This is a genomic window from Bradyrhizobium sp., from assembly GCF_035273305.1.
Taxonomy (GTDB): domain Bacteria; phylum Pseudomonadota; class Alphaproteobacteria; order Rhizobiales; family Xanthobacteraceae; genus Bradyrhizobium.
The window spans coordinates 1-21,193 of sequence record NZ_DATEPI010000123.1 but is presented as its reverse complement, the minus strand read 5'-3'; the positions used below and the strand labels follow the sequence as shown (position 1 = coordinate 21,193).

Annotated in this window: 19 protein-coding genes and 1 pseudogene; 4 read left to right on the top strand and 16 right to left on the bottom strand. The window is 59.3% G+C overall.

Features of this window, described 5'->3' with window-relative positions; translation table 11 throughout:
- Positions 1-27 precede the first annotated feature (27 nt).
- Complete coding sequence (locus VJV58_RS08525) at positions 28-960, top strand: lipid A biosynthesis lauroyl acyltransferase (protein WP_324136902.1); 933 nt, start codon at positions 28-30, stop codon at positions 958-960.
- A gap of 4 nt (positions 961-964) precedes the next feature.
- On the opposite strand, the gene VJV58_RS08520 is transcribed toward VJV58_RS08525, so the two are convergent.
- The 11 genes from VJV58_RS08520 to VJV58_RS08470 form a co-directional block, all read right to left on the bottom strand.
- Entirely contained in the window at positions 965-2,077 is a 1,113-nt protein-coding gene (locus VJV58_RS08520; RefSeq protein ID WP_324136901.1) for a polyamine ABC transporter substrate-binding protein, read from the bottom strand.
- Positions 2,078-2,089: 12 nt separating this feature from the next.
- Positions 2,090-3,253: an aminotransferase gene (locus VJV58_RS08515; protein WP_324136900.1), complete on the bottom strand. Its 1,164-nt coding sequence runs from the start codon at positions 3,251-3,253 to the stop codon at positions 2,090-2,092.
- A 7-nt stretch (positions 3,254-3,260) separates the two neighbouring features.
- Positions 3,261-3,596 (bottom strand): rhodanese-like domain-containing protein, encoded by a 336-nt coding sequence (locus VJV58_RS08510; protein ID WP_324136899.1) that lies wholly within the window; start codon positions 3,594-3,596, stop codon positions 3,261-3,263.
- A gap of 123 nt (positions 3,597-3,719) precedes the next feature.
- Positions 3,720-5,645 (bottom strand): potassium transporter Kup, encoded by a 1,926-nt coding sequence (locus VJV58_RS08505; protein ID WP_324136898.1) that lies wholly within the window; start codon positions 5,643-5,645, stop codon positions 3,720-3,722.
- Between the two features lie 121 nt (positions 5,646-5,766).
- Positions 5,767-7,665, bottom strand: coding sequence for a potassium transporter Kup (locus tag VJV58_RS08500; protein ID WP_324136897.1), 1,899 nt, complete (start codon positions 7,663-7,665; stop codon positions 5,767-5,769).
- A 155-nt stretch (positions 7,666-7,820) separates the two neighbouring features.
- Complete coding sequence (locus VJV58_RS08495) at positions 7,821-8,651, bottom strand: flagellar motor protein MotB (protein ID WP_324136896.1); 831 nt, start codon at positions 8,649-8,651, stop codon at positions 7,821-7,823.
- Between the two features lie 33 nt (positions 8,652-8,684).
- Positions 8,685-9,458, bottom strand: a complete 774-nt coding sequence (locus tag VJV58_RS08490) for a motility protein A (protein ID WP_324136895.1) — start codon at positions 9,456-9,458, stop codon at positions 8,685-8,687.
- Between the two features lie 196 nt (positions 9,459-9,654).
- Positions 9,655-10,473, bottom strand: a complete 819-nt coding sequence (locus VJV58_RS08485; protein WP_324136894.1) for an RraA family protein — start codon at positions 10,471-10,473, stop codon at positions 9,655-9,657.
- Between the two features lie 49 nt (positions 10,474-10,522).
- On the bottom strand, positions 10,523-11,401 hold the full coding sequence (gene pssA / locus VJV58_RS08480; protein WP_324136910.1) for a CDP-diacylglycerol--serine O-phosphatidyltransferase: 879 nt from the start codon (positions 11,399-11,401) through the stop codon (positions 10,523-10,525).
- Positions 11,402-11,485: 84 nt separating this feature from the next.
- The gene (locus VJV58_RS08475) at positions 11,486-12,184 is read right to left on the bottom strand and encodes a phosphatidylserine decarboxylase (protein WP_324136893.1); all 699 of its coding nucleotides are present in this window, start codon (positions 12,182-12,184) and stop codon (positions 11,486-11,488) included.
- Between the two features lie 53 nt (positions 12,185-12,237).
- Positions 12,238-14,190: an ABC transporter ATP-binding protein/permease gene (locus VJV58_RS08470; RefSeq protein ID WP_324136892.1), complete on the bottom strand. Its 1,953-nt coding sequence runs from the start codon at positions 14,188-14,190 to the stop codon at positions 12,238-12,240.
- 194 nt (positions 14,191-14,384) lie between these two features.
- Here VJV58_RS08470 and VJV58_RS08465 point away from each other — a divergent pair, with 194 nt between their 5' ends.
- On the top strand, positions 14,385-15,008 hold the full coding sequence (locus VJV58_RS08465) for a TIGR00730 family Rossman fold protein (protein WP_324136891.1): 624 nt from the start codon (positions 14,385-14,387) through the stop codon (positions 15,006-15,008).
- 38 nt (positions 15,009-15,046) lie between these two features.
- Here VJV58_RS08465 and VJV58_RS08460 read toward each other — a convergent pair whose 3' ends face one another.
- The 4 genes from VJV58_RS08460 to cysS form a co-directional block, all read right to left on the bottom strand.
- Positions 15,047-15,427: a VOC family protein gene (locus VJV58_RS08460; protein WP_324136890.1), complete on the bottom strand. Its 381-nt coding sequence runs from the start codon at positions 15,425-15,427 to the stop codon at positions 15,047-15,049.
- Between the two features lie 52 nt (positions 15,428-15,479).
- A complete protein-coding gene (cimA, locus tag VJV58_RS08455; RefSeq protein ID WP_324136889.1) occupies positions 15,480-17,078 on the bottom strand; it encodes a citramalate synthase in 1,599 nt (532 codons plus the stop codon).
- A complete protein-coding gene (locus VJV58_RS08450; RefSeq protein WP_324136888.1) occupies positions 17,075-17,587 on the bottom strand; it encodes a GNAT family N-acetyltransferase in 513 nt (170 codons plus the stop codon). The genes cimA and VJV58_RS08450 overlap by 4 nt, the downstream gene beginning before the upstream one ends.
- 114 nt (positions 17,588-17,701) lie before the next feature.
- Positions 17,702-19,105, bottom strand: a complete 1,404-nt coding sequence (gene cysS / locus VJV58_RS08445) for a cysteine--tRNA ligase (RefSeq protein WP_324136887.1) — start codon at positions 19,103-19,105, stop codon at positions 17,702-17,704.
- A 272-nt stretch (positions 19,106-19,377) separates the two neighbouring features.
- Between cysS and VJV58_RS08440 the strand changes: the two genes are divergently transcribed.
- Entirely contained in the window at positions 19,378-19,680 is a 303-nt protein-coding gene (locus VJV58_RS08440) for a hypothetical protein (protein WP_324136886.1), read from the top strand.
- Positions 19,681-19,789: 109 nt separating this feature from the next.
- Positions 19,790-20,965 carry a DUF2865 domain-containing protein gene (locus tag VJV58_RS08435; RefSeq protein WP_324136885.1) on the top strand — a complete coding sequence of 392 codons (1,176 nt, stop codon included), beginning with the start codon at positions 19,790-19,792 and terminating at the stop codon, positions 20,963-20,965.
- Positions 20,966-20,983: 18 nt separating this feature from the next.
- Here VJV58_RS08435 and VJV58_RS08430 read toward each other — a convergent pair.
- Positions 20,984-21,193: pseudogene (locus tag VJV58_RS08430) on the bottom strand (NAD+ synthase); the annotation flags it as partial.

The following is a 21,193-nucleotide window of genomic DNA, read 5'->3' as shown; positions in this document are numbered from 1 at the left end:
TTTCGGCAAAACGGTCGCGGGTTTCTAATGCATTCTCTGCTCCTTCGCACGAAAGCCGGTGTTCGCGATGCGATCAAACCTGGAATCGAACTCGCAGTCGGCGCCCTCACCATCGGAATGCTGCGCATCACGCGCTATTTCGATCCGATCAAGACCGCCAATCTGTTCGGCCGCATTGCTCGCCTGATCGGGCCTGTAATGCGCGAGCAGAAGATTGGCCGCGCCAACCTGACCGCTGCATTTCCGGAAAGAACGCCAAAGGAAATCGACACTATCCTTGCCGGCGTCTGGGATAATCTCGGCCGGATCGGCGCGGAATTCGCTCATCTCGATCACATCTGGGAACATGATCCCGCGCGGCCCGACCAGAGCCGCATCGAAATCGGGCCGCGCACTCATGAGCTGTTCGCGCAATTGCGTCTCGACGGCAAACCAGCGTTGATTTTTGCAGGTCATCTGGGCAACTGGGAATTGCCGGCCTTGGCCGCCGTGGCTCACGGGCTGGACGCCGCGATACTCTACCGTCGGCCAAATATTGCTTCCGCCGACCGCGCTATTCAGGAAATGCGCGCGGTCAAAATGGGAACGTTAATTCCGGCCGGCCGCGACGCTCCGATCAGGCTCGCCGAGGCGTTGCGGAACGGCCAACACGTTGCAATGCTCGTTGACCAGTACCTCACGAACGGCGTCGAGGTTACCTTCTTCGGCCGCAAGACCAAGGCTAATCCTATGCTCGCGCGACTCCTGCGCCAGATCGAGTGCCCCATTCATGGAGTCCGGATTGTCCGCCTTCCCGGCCACCGGTTTCGTGCCGAATTGTCAGAGGAAGTCACACCGGCGCGCAATGCCGCCGGTGAGATCGATGTTCAGGGAACGATGCAGGCCGTTACCTCCGTCATGGAGGAATGGATCCGCGAATATCCCGATCAATGGCTGTGGCTGCACCGACGCTGGCGATAGCGGCTCATCTTCCGGTCTTTACCTTGGTCCACAGCCGGTTGATTGTTCGTTGCGTTACCGGATCACGGGCGGTGATCACGAACAGCTTTTTGAGCATGGCCTCATCCGGATAGATGTTCTTGTCGTTGAGAATCTTGGGATCGACCAGCTTCTGGCTTTCCAGATTGCCGTTCGGGTAGGACAGAAAGTCGGAATTCCTGGCGGCGACCTCAGGGCGATAGAGATAATTTATCAATTCATAGGCTTCCGATACATTTTTGGCGTCCGCTGGAATGGCGAGATTGTCGAAAAACATCTGCGCCCCCTCTTTGGGGATGGCATATCCAATTTCGATTCCGTTGTTTGCCTCCGCAGCACGGCTCCGGGCCTGCATGATGTCGCCGGACCAACCCACCACCAGGCAGATCTCACCGGTCGCCAGTGCGCTCAGGTATTCCGATGAATGAAATTTTCGGACATAGGGCCTGATCTTCAGCACAAGGTCCGCCGCTTTTTCCAGATCGGCCTGTTTAGTCGAATTGGGATCCAGACCGAGATAGTTGAGCGCCGCCGGAAGGATATCGTCGGCGGAATCGAGCATGTGAATGCCGCAATCTCTAAATTTTGCGAGGTTCTCAGGTTTGAAGATCAGGTCCCAACTATCTATTGCAGCGGTGGGACCTAAAATCTGCCGCGCGGCTTTGACGTTGTAGCCGATACCGGTGGTGCCCCACATGTAGTTGGCGCCGTATTGATTGCCTGGGTCGTAGATCGCGAGCTGGCTTGTGACAAACGGCCAGGCGTTTCTCAGATTAGGCAGCTTCGACTTGTCAAGCTTCTGAAAGACATTGGCTTTGATTTGCCGCTGCAGGAAATAGGCGGTGGGAACGACGACGTCATAGCCCGATTTGCCGGCCAGCAACCTTGTCTCGAGTGTTTCGTTGGCGTCGAATGTATCGTAGACGACTTTGATGCCGGTTTCCTTGGTGAACGCCTCAAGCACGCCGGGCGCAATATAGTTTGACCAGTTGTAGAAGTTGACGGCGCGCTGTTCGGCGTGGACCGGCCGCGACACCAACGTCAGCAGCGCGGTTAGGACAAACAGCCGTCGCAAGTTGTTGCAGCTTCGCTCGCGCATTCTCCCGACCTCTTAGCGGCGGTGCACAGCGTCCGACAGACGCTCCAACGCGGTGTCGAGGGTTGAATCTTTTTTGGCGAAGCAAAAACGCACGACCGAGGTCACGGCATCTTGCTCGTAAAAGGCTGATACCGGGATCGCGGCCACCTTATAGTCGGTCACGATGCGTTTGCAGAATGCCTCGTCCGTCTCGTTGAGGCCGAGCGGAGAGAGATCGACCGTGAGAAAATAGGTGCCCTGCGACCGCAGAACTGGAAAGCCGATGCGCTCCAATCCGGCGGTCAGACGATCACGGCTACGGGCCAAATCCCTGCGCATTTGATGAAAGAAATCCGCCGGCTTGCCGAGCCCATAGGCGACTGCGGCCTGAAGGTTTGGCGCCGTGGTGAAGGTAAGAAACTGGTGCACCTTGGCCGCAACGCGGAGCAGTGGCGGCGCGGCGCAGACAAAGCCAATCTTCCAGCCTGTCAGCGAAAAAATCTTGCCGGCGGAGCCGACTTTGATAGTGCGCTCGCGCATTCCGGGTATTGTAATCAGCGGGATGTGCTCACGGCCATCGAAGATCACATGTTCCCAGACCTCGTCGCAAATCGCGATCGTATCGAACTCCTGGCAAAACCGGGCCAGCAGTTCGAGGTCTTCGCGGGGATACACAACGGCCGCCGGATTGAGCGGATTGTTGAAAAGGACGGCCTTCGTCTTGGGCGTGAAAACGCTTCGCAGCGCCTCCTCCGTCAGCCGCCAATGCGGCGGTTCGAGCCGCACCAGACGCGGAATACCGCCGGCTTGGCGAATGATCGGAAGATAGGAATCATATACCGGCTGGAAAACGACTACTTCGTCGCCAGGCTCGACGACCGCAAGGATTGCGCTCGTCAGCGCCTCGGTGCCACCGGAGGTCACCATCACCTCTGTCATTGAGTCGAGAGCGAGACCGTGCCACTCGCCGTAGTGGCGCGAGATCGCCTGCCGTAATTCGGGAATACCCATCATCGAGGGGTATTGGTTGTAGCCGTCCATCACGGCATCGGCCGCCGCGCGACGAATATCCTCTGGACCAGGATCGTCCGGAAAACCCTGACCCAGATTGATCGCATTGTTGTCGCGCGCAAGCTGCGACATGGCCTCGAAAATCGTGACCGGAAGGTCGGCAAACACCTTGTTCATGGAAGTCATGGAGCGGTCAGCGGCCGGCTTTGGTCGGCAATCCCGCAGCCTTCCAGGCTAACATGCCGCCCGCAAGATGCTTATCGTAAGCCAGTCCCGCAGCCTGCGCGGCGACCGAGGCTGTCACCGATCTCTTCCCGGAACGGCAGGCAAAAACGACCTGCCTGCCCCGGGGATCAGGGATGCCCTGCGGATCGAAAGTTGAAAGCGGAACTACAACGCCACTGGGATAGGCTTCTACCGCAACTTCGTTCAGCTCACGGACGTCGACTAGCAGATAGCGACCCTCGGCCACACCCTTCGAGACATCTTCCGGCGTCAAATCGTGAACGTGTTGACCCTGGTCCGCCACTCAATCCTCCAACCATTGCACGAGCGAACTCAGCGAATATAGATCGATGCCTCGCGCTCCAGCGGCAACCTCGCCCCTCACGCTATGAAAATCAAGCGTTGCGGGCCAGTCTAATGTGCTGGATCAGACGGCAACCTGCGTGCCGACCTCGACCACCCGTCCGCTCGGGATCTGGAAATAATCGGTCGCGTCGTTTGCGGTACGGCTGAGCGCGATGAAAAGATGGTCCTGCCAGCGCGGCATTCCTGAATGCGTGGCCGGCTTTAGCGCGCGCCGCGACAGGAAGAAAGAGGTGGACATGATGTCAAATTGCCAGCCCAGCTTGCGCGCAATCGCCAATGCCTTGGGTACATTCGGTGACTCCATGAACCCGAACCGCAGAGTAACTTTGGAAAACGTAGCGCTGATCTGTTCCAGCCTGACGCGCTCGGACACGTCGATCCGCGGCTTCGGCGCGATCTCGATGGTGAGAATAACGTTTTTCTCGTGCAGCACCTTGTAATGCTTCAGGCTGTGCATGAGTGCGGTCGGAGCGCTGGCTGGGTCGCTCGTCAGGAATACTGCAGTTCCGGAAACGCGCTGCGGGGGGCGCTTTTCGAGCATAGCAACCAAATCGGCGAGCGGAAATTCCAGCTTACGCGACTTCTCGAACAAGAGCCTGCTGCCGCGTCGCCAAGTGTACATCAGCAGCATCACCGCCGCGCCGAGGGCCAACGGCACCCAGCCGCCTTCCAACACCTTCAGCAGGTTCGCTGTGAGGAAGGTGAGATCGAGAAACAGGAATGGCGCAATCAGGGCCGCAGCCGCGAAAGGTGACCACCTCCACACCCGCCAGATGACGACAAAGCCCATCATCGCGGTTACCACCATCGTGCCAGTAACTGAAATGCCATAGGCGGACGCCAGCGCGCTCGATGAACGGAACATCAGCACAAGCAGCACCACTGCGATGAGCAGCAGCATGTTGATGCGCGGAATGTAGATCTGTCCGGAATGCGCTTCGGATGTGTGGCGAATCTCAAATCTTGGCAGCAGCCCAAGCTGAATGGCCTGACGGGTCAACGAATAGGCGCCTGTGATCACAGCCTGGCTTGCGATCACCGTCGCCAAGGTCGCAAGAGCCACCATCGGAATCAGAGCCCAGTCCGGAAACATCAGGAAAAATGGATTCTCGAGGGCCTTGGGATCGCCGATCACGAGAGCACCCTGCCCCATGTAGTTCAGCGCCAGTGACGGCAGCACGATGAACAGCCAAGCCGTCTGGATCGGCCGCATGCCGAAATGACCGAGATCGGCGTAGAGAGCTTCCGCGCCGGTAACAGCAAGAAAAACTGCGCCGAGCGTGATGAACCCGATGATACCATGATCAACCATGAACGAAACGGCATGCATGGGATTCAGGGCCTGCAGGATCTCGGGATGGCGCATGATCGGCGTGATCGCCGCGATCGCTATGATCGCAAACCAGATGCACATTACCGGGCCGAAGAACGATGCGACCCGCGCCGTGCCGCGCGATTGAACTGTAAACAAGATGAACAGTATGAGCACCGTCAACGGAACCACATACGGTTCGAAGGCATACGTGACCAGTTTGATGCCCTCGATCGCCGAAAGCACCGACAGCGCCGGCGTGATCACCGCGTCACCGTAAAAGAGCGCACCGCTTACGATGCCCAGCAGCACAATGGTGCCCGCGCCGCTACTCAGCGCCCGTTGAGCCAGCGCCATCAACGCCAGCGTCCCGCCCTCGCCATGGTTATCCGCGCGTAGCAGGATCACGACATATTTCAGGGTAACCACGATGATCAGCGCCCAAAGGATCAGGGAGACCACGCCAAGGACCGCCAGCGGAGTGACGCCTGCCGCTGATCCGCTCGCCGCGATAACGGCTTCACGCAAGGCATACAGAGGGCTGGTGCCGATATCTCCGTAGACCACTCCGATGCTGCCAAGAAGCAGCGCGTCAAATCTCGCGGTGGAATGGACTTCGCCATGCGCTACGGCCGCCGCCGTTTCCGGGACGGGAGCCACAATTTCGCTGGTCATGGGAATGGGGCCTCAAATGCTTCACTGCACAATGGCGAAGCGCGCGCGGCTTATAGTCCTGCGCTTTCAGCATAACCAAGCCGAATTTCGGGGCTGAGCCATGCAAAATTGCATGGAGAGGCTAAATCGTGACCTGCGTTCCGACCTCCACCACCCGTCCGGTCGGAATTTGAAAATAATCGGTGGCGTCGTTGGCCGACCGGCTCATGGCAATGAACAAGTGGTCTTGCCAAAGCGGCATTCCGGACTGTGCGGAGGGCTTAAGCGACCGCCTCGAGACAAAAAACGAGGTTGCCATAATATCGAATTGCCAGCCGAGCTTGCGTGCGATCACAAGAGCTTTGGGCACGTTCGGCGATTCCATGAAGCCAAATCGCAAGCGGACGATGGCAAACCTCTCGCTGATGGTTTCCATGCGCACGCGCTCGGCCGGGTTGACCCGTGGCGTCTGCGCGGTTTCGATTGTCAGGACCACATTATTCTCGTGAAGCACCTTGTTGTGCTTCAGATTATGCAAGAGCGCGGTCGGCACGAAACTGGGGTCGCTGGTCAGAAAGACCGCCGTGCCTTTGACGATGTGAGGCGGGCGCTTTTCGAGGCTCTTGATCAAGTCGTTCAGAGGAACTTCGATCCGCCGTGTCTTCATTGTCAGGATTGCCGAACCTCTGCGCCAGGTCCAGATCAAGATGACCATGGTGAGGCCGAACAATAGCGGCACCCACGCGCCCTCGAGCAGCTTCAACAGGTTGGCGCTGAAGAAGGTCATATCGACGACCACAAACGGTACAATAAGCGCCGCCGCCGTGGCCGCGCGCCAATTCCACAATTTCCAGATCACCACGAATCCCATGATGCCGTCGGCAACCATGGTCGTGGATACGGCGATCCCGTATGCGGACGCCAAATTGCTCGAGGTGCGGAACAGCAGCACCAGCAGCAATACCCCGATCAGCAAAAGCCGGTTGACACGAGGGAGGTAAATCTGCCCGGCATGCGTCTCGGAGGTGTAGCGAACCTCGAAACGCGGCAGCAACCCGAGTTGAACCGCCTGCCGCGTCAGCGAGTATGCGCCGGTGATGACAGCTTGACTCGCGATCACAGTTGCTGCGGTAGCCAATACGACCAGCGGCAACACCAGTATTTCCGGAACCATTCGATAAAACGAATTCTCGATCGCGGCGGGATTGGAAAGTACCAGAGCACCTTGGCCGAAATAATTGATCAGCAGCGACGGGAGCACAAAGTAAAGCCATCCCGCCTGAATCGGCTTTCTTCCGAAATGTCCCAAATCCGCATAGAGCGCTTCACCGCCGGTGACGGCGAGAAATACCGCGCCCAGCGTCACCATCCCGATGGTCCCATGGGAGAGCAGGAATTGAACGGCATACCATGGATTGATCGCGGCCAGCACCGAGGGATCGTCGCTGATATGAATGAGCCCCATCACCGCGAGGACCGAAAACCAAACCACCATCACGGGCCCAAAAGCGGAGGCCACGCGCGCCGTGCCGCCACTCTGGACCGCAAACAGCGCGACCAGGATGAAGACGGTCAGCGGCACCACGTAATGCTCAAGCGCCGGGGTCGCGAGCTTCAATCCTTCGACCGCAGACAGTACCGAAATGGCCGGCGTAATCATGGAATCGCCGATGAACATCGACGCACCGACCACGCCCAAAGCCAGCAACGGCCAACTTCGCCGGCCCAATGCACGCGCGCCTAGCGCCATCAACGAGAGGGTGCCACCCTCGCCATTATTGTCGGCGCGCAGCAGCAGCAGCACGTATTTCGCGGTAACGACAATAAAGAGCGCCCATAGGATCAGCGACAGCACGCCCAGCACGATGATACGGGTGATCGGCTGACCTTGCGCGGCCCCAGCCACGGCTTCACGAAACGCATATAGCGGCGAGGTTCCGATGTCGCCGAACACCACGCCAATGCTTCCCAGCGTCAGGGCCCAAAAGCCAGTCGAGCCCGGCCCCTCATGGGCTTCGATTGATGTGACGCTGACGGTCATGATACGGGGAAAACGCCCTGTCGATTGTTTTGATCCGGCCGGTTATCGACGCCTTCCTGCGCGGGCTGTCAACAACAGAACATAGCAGCCGCCAGCTGAGGCGCAGGTCCCCGCAGCGCCACTGTCCCAGTGATTTAGGTATCAGTACGGCCGATTCAGGGCTTCAGGCCGGGCGGAAGAGGCGGATCTTCGCGCATCAGCGTAATCGTCACGCGGCGGTTTGCCGCGAGTGTCGGATCGTCAGGAAACAGGGGCTGGCCATCGGCCTTGCCAGATACCGCGAAGATGTGCGCGGGCGGCAGCCCTTCCCGCTCCAAAATCTGGCGCACCGCGTTGGCGCGGTCCGCGGAGAGGTCGAATGCCCCGTAATCGCCCCGTATGGGCACGAACCCTGCCGCGGTGTGACCGACGATCGAGATCCGCAGCGGTGTAGCCTTAAGCGGGACCGCAAGTTTCTCGATCAGCCGGCGGGTGCGATCCAAAGGCACCTTGGAACCATCGGCGAACATCGAGCGGCCATCCTGGTCGACGATTTCCAGGTTGAGGCCCTGGTTGGTTTCCTCAAACATAATGTGTTTGGATACTTCCGTCAGTTCCGGCATGTCCTGCAGCGCCTGCCGCAATGACGCCGACGCGAGAGCGAATTCGTGATCGATCTTCAGCCGGGCGCCTTGCGCTACGCTGCGCTCCTGCTCGTCCGGCGTCGGCGTGTTGGATGCGTCCTCAGGCGGAATATGCGCGGCGTTTTTCAGTTTGGGCCGGGTCGGCAAGCCGTCGGATTCGATGATACCGGTGTAGCGCGCTTCGGTCTGCACGCCGAAGGCCTCGCGCATCGAGCCGGCAACGATCTTGAGCTTGTTATTGTCCATCGTGGAAAAGGCGACGAGCATGACAAAAAAGCTCATCATCAGGCCCATGAGGTCGGCAAAGGTCACGAACCAGCCGTGCCCTCCTCCATGTGCATCGCCGCGTCTTTTCTTGGCCATTTGTACTTTTCCGGACTGTCCTCACGTGCGCGATCAGGCAGGTACCGGCTCGCCCTCTTCGTGGCGGTGTTTTTCCGGCAGGTAAGCCAGCAACATCTCCCGCACCAACGTCGGGCTTTTGGAGTCCCGGATCATCAGAATGCCGTCAATAATCAGGGTGCGATTGGTCTCCTCGTCGAGCAGCTTGCCATGGAGCTTGTCGGCGATCGGCAGGCAGAACAGGTTCGCGACCAGCGCACCGTAAAGCGTAGCGAGCAAGGCAGTCGCCATGAACGGGCCGAGTTTCGATGGGTCGGTCATATTGGCGAACATCTGCACCATGCCGATCAGGGTGCCGATCATGCCAAATGCAGGCGCGCAATCGCCGATGCCGCGGTAGATCTTGCCGCCTTCGTCCAGATGCATCAGAAAATTATCGCGATCACGTTCCATATTGTCGCGGATGAATTCGATGTCGTAGCCGTCCGCGACATATCGAATTCCCTTGGCAAGAAACGGCTCGTCGGTCTCGACCTTCTCCAGTCCGACCGGCCCCTGCTTGCGCGCAATTTCCGCGATGCGGGCCAGTTCCTCGACCAAGTCGCGCGCCGACAAGCGGCTCATCGTGAAAGCGAATTTTGCGCCCAGGGGAAGCCCGTGCAGGATAGCGCTGAGGGGAAATCTGATCATGGTGGCGGCAATCGAGCCGCCGAAAATGATGATGATTGCGTGCTCGCTTACAAATAGGTGCAGATCGCCACCCAGGAGCATCATCGTTGCGATCACGATCATGCCGAATACGAGCCCGACGCCCGTCATAATATCCATGGGAGACTCCAACGCGCACGCAAATGACCGACCATTCTGAGCGGCCGCACAGCCCATCCGGAGCTGCGCAACAGAACCCTACGTACGCGCCATTAAAGACGCGTAAAGGTTAAGCGAATTTACGTTGGAACTAAAAATCAAGCGGAAGCGAGCAAATCTCAACACTTCGCTAACTTTACCGCGCAGGCCAAACCGCTCAGTGAATCTCGGCCGATTTGGCCAGCGCTTCTTTCAGCTTCTCGAGGGTGAAAGAAGGACTCCGGGCGATTTCGAGGATTGGCGTCTCGCGCCGGCCGCAGAGCTCGGCGGCCTCCGGGACCTTGGGGGCGATGTCGAACGGGATCACCACCGCGCCATGGCGATCCGCATGGACAAGATCCCCTGAACGCACCAGCATTCCAGCTACACGAACTTCGCCGCCGAAACTGTCGGCGTGAACAAAGGCATGCGAAGGTCCGACTGATCCGGCAAGCGCCTGAAAACCCGGCGCCCATTGCGGGGTATCGCGGATCGAACCGTCGGTGACAACGCCGAGGCTACCAAGTGCCTTGTGCACTGAGCTTTGCACCTCACCCCAGAACGCTCCGAATCCGATCTCGGGGCCATCCAGATCCTGGATCACGTTGATACGCGGACCCGGTCCAGTGCCAACATATTCGTAGTAGGAAATGCGCTGCTTCTGCTGCTCGGTGGAGGACAGGGGCGAAGCCGCGGTTGCGCGGATCGTTGCAGTCCGCGCATATCCCACCATGGGCGGCAGCTCTGGAAACGGGCACACCAGCGGCTTGGTGGTAAAGCCGATCAGACGCCGATGCGGCGCAACGATTTCCAGCGCGTTGCAGATCGTCGGCGTATCGTAACGCCCCAACGCCTCGAGAAGCGAAGCCGGCAGCGGTGCTTTTTCAAAATCCGTCAAGGCGTTTCTCCAGAACTCGGGTAGCGGCCGTTTTTCCGGCCAATGATCGGCAGCCATATAACCGAGATCGCCGTCAGACCCAACTCGGGGATCGCTCATGGCTGACATCTACAGATGAGTTCGGGAGCAGGCTGAAGCGAGAACCGGCTCAATTCAGCCGAGCCGGACGGTCGTCCTGATCCGGTTCGGAAACCACCGAAGGAAACGGCGGCGCGGCATTTCCCGGCGCGACATCGGCTGCGGTTGCCCTTGAGGCGGCCGCCTTGCGTTGATGATCGCGAAATGATTTCCACCCCGCCGGTAAACTCAGCAGATAAAGGACCGAACCCACCGACAGAATATGCCAGGGATAAGCGATCAGAAGCGCGATAAAGAAAACCACCGAAACGAAAACCGGAAGCACCATTTCCGGCGGGACGCGCATTCGCACAGTCTTGCCCGAAAATACCGGCAGCCGCGACACCATCAGGAACGCAATCAACAAGGTATAAATTGCGGTCAGCAACGCTGGCGGTCTCGGCAAGGCGAGAAACGCGAGATAGATCGGCAGCAGTACAGTAATTGCGCCGGCTGGCGCCGGGACGCCAGTGAAATAGTTTACCGCAAAGACGGGTTTGTTCGGATCGTCGATTGTGGCGTTGAAACGGGCGAGCCGTAGGCCGCCGCTGATCGCGAAAACCATTGCCGCGATCCAGCCACCATTATTCAGTTCGTGCAATTGCCAGAAATACAAGATGAGACCGGGCGCGACGCCGAAATTGACGAAGTCAGCAAGGCTGTCGAGTTCTGCCCCGAATTTCGATTGCCCCTTGATCATTCGGGCCACGCGACCATCGAGGCCATCGAGCACGGCGGCGAACACGATGGCCGCCACCGCCAATTCCATTCGTCCTTCCGTGGACAGGCGAATCGCCGTTAGTCCCGCGCAGATCGCAAGCAGCGTGATCACATTCGGAACCAGCATCCGCACCGGAATTGGACGAAACCGGCGGCGGCGCATTTCCGGATTATTGGGATCAATCGGCATCTGCATGGCGGAGATACATATAGCAATTCCACGCCTCTGGCGCCATTAGACGCCGCCGTGAACCCGGTTCAACGCGCAAAATGGTTAGTCAGCCCGGTAGGTACGGCCGGCATCTGCAAGCCTGAAATCGGCCAGAATGGTCTCCCCGGCCACCGCCGTCTGGCCTTCGGAGACCAGCGCTTTAGTGCCTTCCGGCAGGTAAACGTCGAGCCGCGATCCAAACCGGATCAGCCCGAACCGTTCGCCTGCGCCGATCGATTGACCTTCGCGGACAAAAGACACTATCCGTCGCGCGATGAGGCCTGCGATCTGGATCACGCCGATGCGGCCGTTGGGCGTGGAGATAACCAGCGAATTACGTTCGTTGTCCTCACTGGCTTTGTCGAGTTCGGCATTGATGAAGGCGCCCGGCCGATACGCGATGCGATCGATCCGGCCAGCTACGGGGCTGCGGTTCACGTGACAATTGAACACGCTCATAAAGATCGAGACACGGGGCAGCGGCCTGTCGCCGAGGCCGAGTTCGGCCGGCGGCAACACCTGCGTTACCATTGAGACGCGCCCGTCCGCGGGCGACACGACGATACCCTCGCGCACGGGGGTCACGCGCACCGGATCGCGAAAGAACAGCGCGCACCAGACCGTCAATAGTGTAGCGATCCAGCCTAGCGGCGACCAAACCCAGAACAGGATCAGGCTGACCAGCGCAAACCCTCCGACGAAGGGATACCCTTCCGGATGAACAGGCGGGATCTGCGCGCGAATGGAATTGGCGATGGACATCAGTTCAATTGATCTCGTTGCTCCCTCTTCCGGCTGGAAGAGATTCGCTTGGGTCATTCGGCGGCGGCCGGCGTGACCAAAATATCCTCGATCGGCGGCGGCTCTCGGTTTGGCGCTTCATTCTCGTCAGCAATACGTGCCAGCTTCTCGCGCGCCTCTTGAGCCTCCCGCTGCCGGTTCCACATACTGGCATAAAGTCCGCCACTTGCCAAAAGCTGGACGTGAGTCCCACGCTCCGCGATGCGCCCCTGATCGAGCACGATAATTTCGTCTGCACCCACGATGGTCGACAAGCGGTGAGCGATCACCAGCGAGGTGCGGTTGCGCGAAACGCGCTCCAGCGCTTCCTGGATTTCATGTTCGGTATGACTGTCGAGCGCAGAGGTCGCCTCGTCGAGCACAAGGATTGGCGGCGCCTTGAGAACCGTGCGCGCAATCGCCACGCGCTGCTTCTCTCCACCGGATAGCTTCAATCCTCGTTCACCGACCTGGGTTTCATAGCCCCTCGGCGACATGCGGATGAACGAATCGATCTGCGCCAGTTGCGCCGCCTGCTCTACTTCCGCATCGCTGGCATCCCAACGGCCATAGCGAATGTTGTAGCGGATGGTGTCATTAAACAGCACCGTATCCTGCGGCACCATGCCGATGGATGCGCGCAACGACGACTGAGTGACCTTTCGAATATCCTGACCATCGATCAGGATCCTGCCGCTCGAGACGTCGTAGAGGCGAAACAGCAGCCGTGAAATAGTCGACTTGCCCGCGCCGGACGGGCCGACAATCGCCACCGTTTTGCCGGCCGGGACGTCGAACGTTAGCCCCTTCAGGATCGGACGTTCGGGATCGTACGAAAATCGTACATCCTCGAAGCGCACACCGCCCGATGTGACGACTAATGGCCGGGCGCCCGGGACGTCCTTGATCTCCGGGTTGCGCGAGAGCACGTTGAACATCTTCTCGATATCGATGATCGCCTGCTTGATCTCCCGATAGACCATTCCCATGAAATTAAGCGGTTGGTAGAGCTGAATCATCATAGCATTGATCATGACGAAATCGCCCACCGTATTGTGCCCGTTGCGGACGCCAATCGCGCACATCAGCATGGTCGCGGTAAGGCCCGCCGTGAAAATGATCGCTTGCCCGGTATTGAGAACCGCAAGCGAAGTGTAGGTTTTGACACTGGCTTGCTCGTAGCGCTCCATGGAACGATCGTAGCGTAAGGCTTCGCGTTCCTCCGCGCTGAAATATTTCACAGTTTCGTAGTTCAAAAGCGAATCGATCGCCTTGGTGTTGGCCTCGGTATCGGAATCGTTCATCGTCCGGCGAATCCCGATCCGCCATTCGGTGGCTAGGTAGGTGTAGTACATGTAGATCACGACGGTGATCATCGTCGCCAGGACGTAGCGCCAGTCGAATTTCCAGAGCAGGACGGCCATCAGCAGCGAGACCTCGACGATTGTCGGGATCAGCTGCAGGATCACCATGCGTACAATGACCTCAATCCCGGTTCGGCCGCGCTCAAGCACGCGAGTCAGCCCGCCGGTTTTGCGCTCCAGGTGGAAGCGCAATGACAGTTCATGCATGTGCACGAAAGTTCGGTAAGCCAGCTTGCGAACCGCATGCATGGCCACCCGCGCGAACAGCCCATCGCGCCATTGCGTCAAGATCGCCATAAGCACGCGCACGGCACCGTAGCTCAGTGTCATGATCAGCGGCGAGGCGATCAGCCACAGCGGCCAATTTGACGACTGCATGGGAGCGGTATCCGCGCCGGTAAGCGCGTCGATTGCCCATTTGAATGTGAACGGGACCGACAGCGTCGTCAGCTTCGCCAACAGCAACAGCAGCATCGACCAAACGACGCGCATCTTCAGATCGACGCGATCGCCGGGCCAGATGTATGGCCACAGATGCAGCAACGTCCCGATCAGGGTCGCCTTTTCAGGGTTGGAGAGAGGCGACGCCTCGCCGGCGTTTGGGGCCGAGTGGGGTTGAACCATCAATGAAAAGCCTGGCGAAATCGCCGTCGCACATGTTGTTCCGTAGTCTGCCCGTCATATAGAGGGTTTGAATGCGGCATGCACCCTCGTACAGCGATTTCTTTCGCCGATTCGCGGGCGTTTGCCGATCGCTTCGATGCTTGAAACAAGCCGAAACACTTGACGCTTTTACGCTGCGGTGCCAAATCCCGAGCATGGCAACAAAAATCATCGCAACAAAAATAAAGACTATCTGCGTTTATTGCGGCTCCGGCCCTGGAACAAATCCTCGCTTTGTCGAAGCTGCCAAAGCATTCGGAAGATCGCTTGCCGAGAACGGCATTCGCCTTGTGTATGGAGGCGGCTCGATCGGCCTGATGGGTGCGGTGGCGACATCCGCACTTGATCACGGCGGCAGCGTGACGGGCATTATTCCCGACTTCCTCACCGCCCGAGAAAATGCACTCACGCGCGTTCAGGAAATGGTGGTTACGCCTGACATGCATGAACGCAAGCGGTTGATGTTCGAGCGTTCCGATGCGTTCGTGGCGCTGCCGGGTGGCATCGGTACACTGGAGGAATTGGTCGAGCAACTGACCTGGAAGCAACTCGGCCGCCACACCAAGCCGGTGTTGCTCGCCAACATTGACGGCTTCTGGGAACCGTTGCTCGCGCTTCTCGCGCATATGCGGGCGACCGAATTCATTCGTCCCTCTTTGTCTGTCGATATCCTTAAAGCCGAACGGGTCGAAGACATCTTGCCGAGGCTCCGCGCCGCCGCCTCGCGCGCGCCGGAGGGCACAGGCGAACTGGCGCCCGAACTGGCGCGCCGCCTGTAAGGGCGCCTGAGGATAAGAAGCCATTTCGAGATTCACGTTTAGGTATCCGCTGGAAACGTCACCGCCTCAATGCGATTGCCATCGGGATCAATGACGAAAGCCGCGTAGTAACGCACTCGATCGTGCGGCCGCAGACCCGGAGCGCCATCGGATAAGCCTCCGGCTCTCAGCGCAGCGGCGTGGAATGCATCGACCTCGCCTGCCGATTTGGCCCGAAGGCAGACATGCGCGCCGCTGCCGGAAGCTACCCCAGCCATATCGGCGCGATGATTGATCCAGAACTCGGGATAACTCTTGCCCAGTCCGATGGTCTCTGGCCGCGTCACCAGGCGCGAAAGTCCGAGCGGCGCCAGCGTCGTTTCGTAAAATCGCGCCGACCGTTCGAGGTCACTGACGGCGACGGAGACGTGATCGATCATGACAATCTCTCAGGTGCTTTTTTGCGTTCCAATTGTCGCGCCAACTCGCGCATCAGACCGGTGCGCCTGACTTGACGAGCTTATAGATCACCGAATCCATTAGCGCTTGGAACGAAGCGTCAATGATATTGGGCGACACGCCGATCGTGGTCCATCGCTCGCCATTCTCGTCTTCGCTCTCGATTAGCACCCGCGTCACCGCTTCCGTGCCGCCATTGAGGATACGCACGCGATAGTCGATCAGCTTGAGGCGTTCGATATACTTCTGGTACTTGCCGAGATCCTTGCGCAGCGCGACGTCAAGCGCGTTGACGGGACCATTGCCTTCCGCCGCCGAGATCAGCCGCTCGCCCGCGACATCGACCTTCACGACCGCCATCGCTACCGTGATCCGTTGACCATTCGCGTTATAACGTTGCTCAACATTGACGTCGAATTGCTCGACGCGGAAATATTCCGGCACTCGGCCGAGCGTGCGACGCGCGAGAAGATCGAAGGAGGCATTGGCGGATTCATAGGCGTAGCCGGCGGCCTCGCGGTCCTTTAACTCCTCCACCAGGCGAACCAGCTTCGGGTCGTTCTTGTCGTAGGGGATGCCGGCGCGTTCGAGTTCGGCGATGACATTGGATCGGCCAGCCTGATCGGACACCAGCACCTTGCGATGATTGCCGATCGCTTCGGGCGGCACATGTTCATAGGTTTGGGGATCCTTGAGCATGGCCGACGCATGAATTCCGGTCTTGGTCACGAACGCGCTTTCGCCGACATAGGCAGCGTGGCGGTTCGGCGCGCGATTGAGCATGTCGTCCAGTGTGCGCGAGACCTTCACCAGGTTCGCCATCTTCTCCGGGGAAACGCCGAGTTCGAAAGCGTCGGAAAATTCGCTCTTTAGCCGCAGGGTCGGGATCAACGAACAGAGATTTGCATTGCCGCAGCGCTCGCCAAGCCCGTTCAGAGTGCCCTGGATTTGCCGTGCCCCCGCGCGAACGGCGGCAAGCGAATTCGCAACAGCCTGCTCGGTATCGTTGTGGGCGTGAATACCAACATGATCGCCCGGAATTTGCTTTACGACTTCGGTGACAATGGATTCGATCTCATGCGGCATGGCGCCACCATTGGTGTCGCACAGCACCACCCAGCGCGCACCGGAATCGTAAGCCGCCTTGGCGCAGGCTAGCGCGAATTCCGGGTCTTCCTTGTAGCCGTCAAAGAAATGCTCACAGTCGAGCATGACCTCGCGGCCAGCCGATTTCGCCGCCTTTACGCTCTCGCGGATCGAAGAGAGGTTTTCCTCTTTGGTGGTCTCGAGCGCCACGCGCACCTGATAGGCCGATGATTTCGCGACGAAGCAAATCGCGTCCGCTTTGGCCTCCAAGAGCGAAGCCACGCCCGGATCATTGGATACCGAACGGCCGGGTCGTCGGGTCATGCCGAATGCAGTGAAGCACGCTCGCGTGAGCTTCGGCCTGTTCGCGAATAATTCCGTATCGGTCGGATTGGCGCCGGGATAGCCGCCTTCGATATAGTCGATGCCGAGTTCGTCCAACATCCCGGCGATCAGTTGCTTGTCGCGCAACGTGAAATCGACGCCATTAGTTTGGGCGCCGTCCCGCAGGGTCGTATCGAACAGATAAAGGCGTTCACGGTTCATGACGAACCTCCCGGCGATGCGCCGTCCGCAATCGCCTTCTGCATCGTGGTGTTGGCGAGCCATTCACCATTGAGGGACACGGTGTTGCGCTGGTTTGCCACGTAACCGCGCTTGGAAAAGAATTCGAGGGCATTGTCGCTGGCATCGACCGAAAGAGATTTCGCTCCGCGACCGCCGGCGAGTTTTTCCAACGCCTCGACCAACATTGACGCCACTCCCTGCCCGGCGGCAGCGGGATGGACATAGAGCATGTCGATATGATCCGTCCCCTTCAGCGAAGCGAATCCAACTGGCGAATTCTGCAAGGTGGCGATCAAGGTGAGTTGGCTCGCCAATCGGTTACCGAATTCGTCCTCGTCATCGACAACACTGGCCCACGCTTTCTGCTGCGTCTCGTGGTAGTCATCGCCGGTCAACTGCTCGACGGCGGCAGCAAAGATCGAGGCAAGCACGGGCGTGTCCTCTTGCAGGAAAGGCCGCAAGCCCGGTTTTGGCAGCGTCCGTCCCATTGCCTCAAAAAACTCCGAACAGTTTCAATGCCAGCGCAATCGCGCCGGCGATGACCAGCCATTTGAGCACGATGTAATAGCGCCAATGCTTTGGAAAGGGCGTGTCGGGACGGCTCATCGCGCGATCTCCCATGTGGTGCCTTCCTTGGAATCTTTGAGGACAACGCCCATCGCTGCGAGCTCATCTCGGATACGATCAGATTCCTTAAAATCCTTGCGAGCGCGCGCGGCCGTGCGAACCGCGATCAATTTGTCAACTCGTTCTGCATCGACACCGCTTGCCTGCTGCTTTTGTTGCTGCCATTCCGCCGCGCTCTCGGACAGGAAACCAAGAAGCCGCAATGAAGCGGCGAACTGACTTCGATCCCGCTCCGTTCCCGAAGCCGCGCCGTTGCGCAAGCCGTGTAACACCGCGATGGTGTGCGGTGTATTCAGGTCGTCTGCAAGCAGCTCGACGACGGACGGAGCTGGCTGCTCGCTTTCGGCATCGCTGGCTACAAGGTACCAGTCGTCCAGAGTCTTGGCGCTCTCTTCCACGCTCTTCAAGGTCCAATCGATCGGCGAGCGATAATGCGTCTTTAGCATCGTAAGCCGCAGCACCTCGCCCGGCCAATCCGCCAGCAAGTCCCTGATCGTCACGAAGTTACCCTCGGACTTCGACATCTTGTCGCCTTCGACCTGCAGAAAGCCGTTGTGCATCCAGAAGTTTGCCATGACGCTTTCGTGAAATGCGCAGCAGCTCTGTGCCAATTCGTTCTCGTGATGCGGAAACACCAAGTCGATGCCGCCACCATGGATATCGAACTGCTCGCCGAGATGCTTCCACGCCATCGCCGAGCATTCGACATGCCAGCCCGGCCGTCCCTCCACCTTGATGCCGCCCGGCGACGGCCATGACGGCTCGCCCGGCTTCGATGGCTTCCACAACACGAAATCGGTCGCCTCGCGCTTGTAGGGCGCGATGTCGACGCGCGCGCCGGCGATCATCTCGTCCAGCGAACGATTGGCGAGCGCCCCGTAGCGCGGCAGAATCGAATTCGCCGCGTTCATCGCCTCCGGCGAAAACAGCACGTGATGTTCCGCCACGTAAGCAAAACCGCGCTGCAGCAACCTCTCGATTATCTCGCGCATTTCCGGGATATGTTCGGTGGCGCGCGGTTCAACGGTCGGGCGCAAGCAACCCAGCGCGTCGACGTCCTCGTGAAACTGCTTCTCGGTCTGTTCAGTGACCTTCCGGATCGCCTCGTTCAGAGGCATCCCAGGGAAATCACGCGTAGCGCGTTCATTGATCTTGTCATCGACATCGGTGATGTTGCGGACATAAGTCACGTGCCGCTCGCCGTAGACGTGACGCAGCAGCCGAAACAGCACGTCAAACACGATCACCGGACGCGCATTGCCGATATGGGCGTAGTCATAGACGGTCGGTCCGCAGACATACATGCGCACGTTTTGGGGATCGAGCGGCACGAAGCTCCGCTTTTCCCTGCTCAACGTATCGTAGAGACGCAAATCCATGGATATCCCGTTCCCTTGCGGCCGGGCGTCCAGTGATCTCGTTTGAGAAAAGACGGCCTCAGCCAGCGAATCGCTAGCTCATAATCTCGCGGCAAATGCCACAAATGGCGAGGAAACCGTTCATGCCGGCCACCATGGGCCAGCTGAGGGGATCGCGTCAAGTGGCTCACAAATGCCTGTGGGACTGGCCGAACGGCCCGCCGCAGTTAATCATCCTTAAGGTTTCCGGTTTATCCGATTCCGGGACTCCCTCATCCGGATCTTGGTGCAGCATGCGATCGGTATCCGCGGTTTTGGCCTGTGCTTTCATCACGCTCACTTCGGCTGCATTGGCCGACAGCCGCGTCTTTATCATCGCCAACCAAGCCGACGCCTATGGCGTCGACCAGTGTCTCGCCAAAGGGGACAAATGCGGCGCCCATGCAGCCCGATTCTATTGTCAGTCGCGGGATTTCACCGGGGCGACCTCCTATCGGCGCGTTGACCCGGAGGAAATTACCGGCTCGGTTCCCAAGGGCGACAACTGCAATCACGCCGGATGCATCGAATACGTGGCCATTACGTGCCAACGCTGAGCCCGCTCTCGGCAGGCGGATGACTCGCCACACCTGCGCCCCGGAAACGACGTGACGCTGCCCCGAGAAGCGGCTATTGGAAGCGCGTCGTCGCCCGCATTGGCCAGAGATGCCCGAAGCACTGATCACCGTCTTTTTCCGATCGACCTTGTTCCGCTCGATTGTGGCATGCGCCGCGCTAACCAGCGCCGGCGCGTTCAACGTTGACGCTTGGGCGCAGATGAACGCGGGATCGCCTCCGCAGCAGCAGGGCGTGCCGGGAGCCCCGGTCAACCCGATGTGCCCGCGGCTGGAAGCGCAACTGGCGAGCATTGACCGAGGCGGCGCCGATCCGGCCAAGGAAGAACAGATCCGCCGATACCAGGACGCCGCAATGAAGCAGCAGGGCGAGCTCGATAGAGTCACGCTGCAGGCGAAGCGCATGGGCTGCGACAGTTCCGGTTTTTTCTCGCTGTTCAGCGGGCCATCGGCGCAATGCGGCCCGGTCAACAACCAGATTCAGCAGATGCGCGCCAACCTGGAGCAGATCACGACCAGTTTGGAGCGCCTGCGCAGCGGCGGGCTTGGCGGTGCCGAACGCGATAATCAACGCCGCTCCGTCCTCACCGCTCTCGCCCAGAACAATTGCGGTCCCCAATACGCCAACGCACTGCGTGGCCCCGGCAGCTTCCTCGATAATTTGTTCGGCAACAACAACATCAATCCGAATGTTCCTCCCCCCGATCTCGGCCCGCAGTCCGGCACCTTCCGTACAGTCTGCGTCCGCTCTTGCGACGGCGCGTACTTTCCAATCTCATTTGCCACTGTTCCGGCGCGCTTTCCCGACGACGAAAAGACCTGTCGCGCGCTCTGCCCGGCCGCGGAAGCCACCCTCTATGCCTATCGCAATCCCGGCGAAGACATGAACCAGGCGGTGTCGATCAACGGTCAACCGTACACGGCCTTGCCGAACGCATTTCGTTATCGCCAGGAATTCAACCCTTCCTGCGCGTGCAAGGCCGCCGGACAGACCTGGTCCGACGCGTTGAAAAGCGTTGATGATAAAGCCGCCGCTGAGCAGCAGGGCGACATCATCGTCACCGAAGAAAGCGCAAAGAAGATGGCGCGCCCCCCGGCCGCGAGAGGCGCACCTGCCAAAAAGGGCGCGAGCGGCACGAGCGCTGCGACTGCTCCCGCGCCCCCTGCCCCAGCCGAGCCGGCGCCCGCAACTGATTCAACCGCAGCCGCTTCGGCCGGCGACAAGCACATCCGCACGGTCGGGCCGACGTTTATCCCTGCGCGCTGATATTCCTTCGCTCCGAGTTCATCCATCGAAGGCTTCTGCCGAGCCGCGAGCAGTGCGCGGCAATAAGGCGTCATCGGTTTCAGGTAACGCGTTGCCGGAATCGCGGAACCGATTGGTAATTGGATAGCGGCGGTCGCGGCCGAAATTGCGGCTTGTCACCTTGACGCCAGGCGCGGCCTGCCGCCGCTTGTATTCGGCGATGTTGAGCAACCGATCGATGCGCGCCAC

Bases quoted from the DNA above. Each gene is read 5' to 3' on its own strand.
- VJV58_RS08525 (WP_324136902.1), top strand. From the start codon at position 28: ATGCATTCTCTGCTCCTTCGCACGAAAGCCGGTGTTCGCGATGCGATC.
- VJV58_RS08520 (WP_324136901.1), bottom strand. From the start codon at position 2,077: ATGCGCGAGCGAAGCTGCAACAACTTGCGACGGCTGTTTGTCCTAACC.
- VJV58_RS08515 (WP_324136900.1), bottom strand. From the start codon at position 3,253: ATGACTTCCATGAACAAGGTGTTTGCCGACCTTCCGGTCACGATTTTC.
- VJV58_RS08505 (WP_324136898.1), bottom strand. From the start codon at position 5,645: ATGACCAGCGAAATTGTGGCTCCCGTCCCGGAAACGGCGGCGGCCGTA.
- VJV58_RS08500 (WP_324136897.1), bottom strand. From the start codon at position 7,665: ATGACCGTCAGCGTCACATCAATCGAAGCCCATGAGGGGCCGGGCTCG.
- VJV58_RS08495 (WP_324136896.1), bottom strand. From the start codon at position 8,651: ATGGCCAAGAAAAGACGCGGCGATGCACATGGAGGAGGGCACGGCTGG.
- VJV58_RS08490 (WP_324136895.1), bottom strand. From the start codon at position 9,458: ATGGATATTATGACGGGCGTCGGGCTCGTATTCGGCATGATCGTGATC.
- VJV58_RS08485 (WP_324136894.1), bottom strand. From the start codon at position 10,473: ATGAGCGATCCCCGAGTTGGGTCTGACGGCGATCTCGGTTATATGGCT.
- pssA (WP_324136910.1), bottom strand. From the start codon at position 11,401: ATGCCGATTGATCCCAATAATCCGGAAATGCGCCGCCGCCGGTTTCGT.
- VJV58_RS08475 (WP_324136893.1), bottom strand. From the start codon at position 12,184: ATGTCCATCGCCAATTCCATTCGCGCGCAGATCCCGCCTGTTCATCCG.
- VJV58_RS08470 (WP_324136892.1), bottom strand. From the start codon at position 14,190: ATGGTTCAACCCCACTCGGCCCCAAACGCCGGCGAGGCGTCGCCTCTC.
- VJV58_RS08465 (WP_324136891.1), top strand. From the start codon at position 14,385: ATGGCAACAAAAATCATCGCAACAAAAATAAAGACTATCTGCGTTTAT.
- VJV58_RS08460 (WP_324136890.1), bottom strand. From the start codon at position 15,427: ATGATCGATCACGTCTCCGTCGCCGTCAGTGACCTCGAACGGTCGGCG.
- cimA (WP_324136889.1), bottom strand. From the start codon at position 17,078: ATGAACCGTGAACGCCTTTATCTGTTCGATACGACCCTGCGGGACGGC.
- VJV58_RS08450 (WP_324136888.1), bottom strand. From the start codon at position 17,587: ATGGGACGGACGCTGCCAAAACCGGGCTTGCGGCCTTTCCTGCAAGAG.
- cysS (WP_324136887.1), bottom strand. From the start codon at position 19,105: ATGGATTTGCGTCTCTACGATACGTTGAGCAGGGAAAAGCGGAGCTTC.
- VJV58_RS08440 (WP_324136886.1), top strand. From the start codon at position 19,378: ATGCGATCGGTATCCGCGGTTTTGGCCTGTGCTTTCATCACGCTCACT.
- VJV58_RS08435 (WP_324136885.1), top strand. From the start codon at position 19,790: ATGCCCGAAGCACTGATCACCGTCTTTTTCCGATCGACCTTGTTCCGC.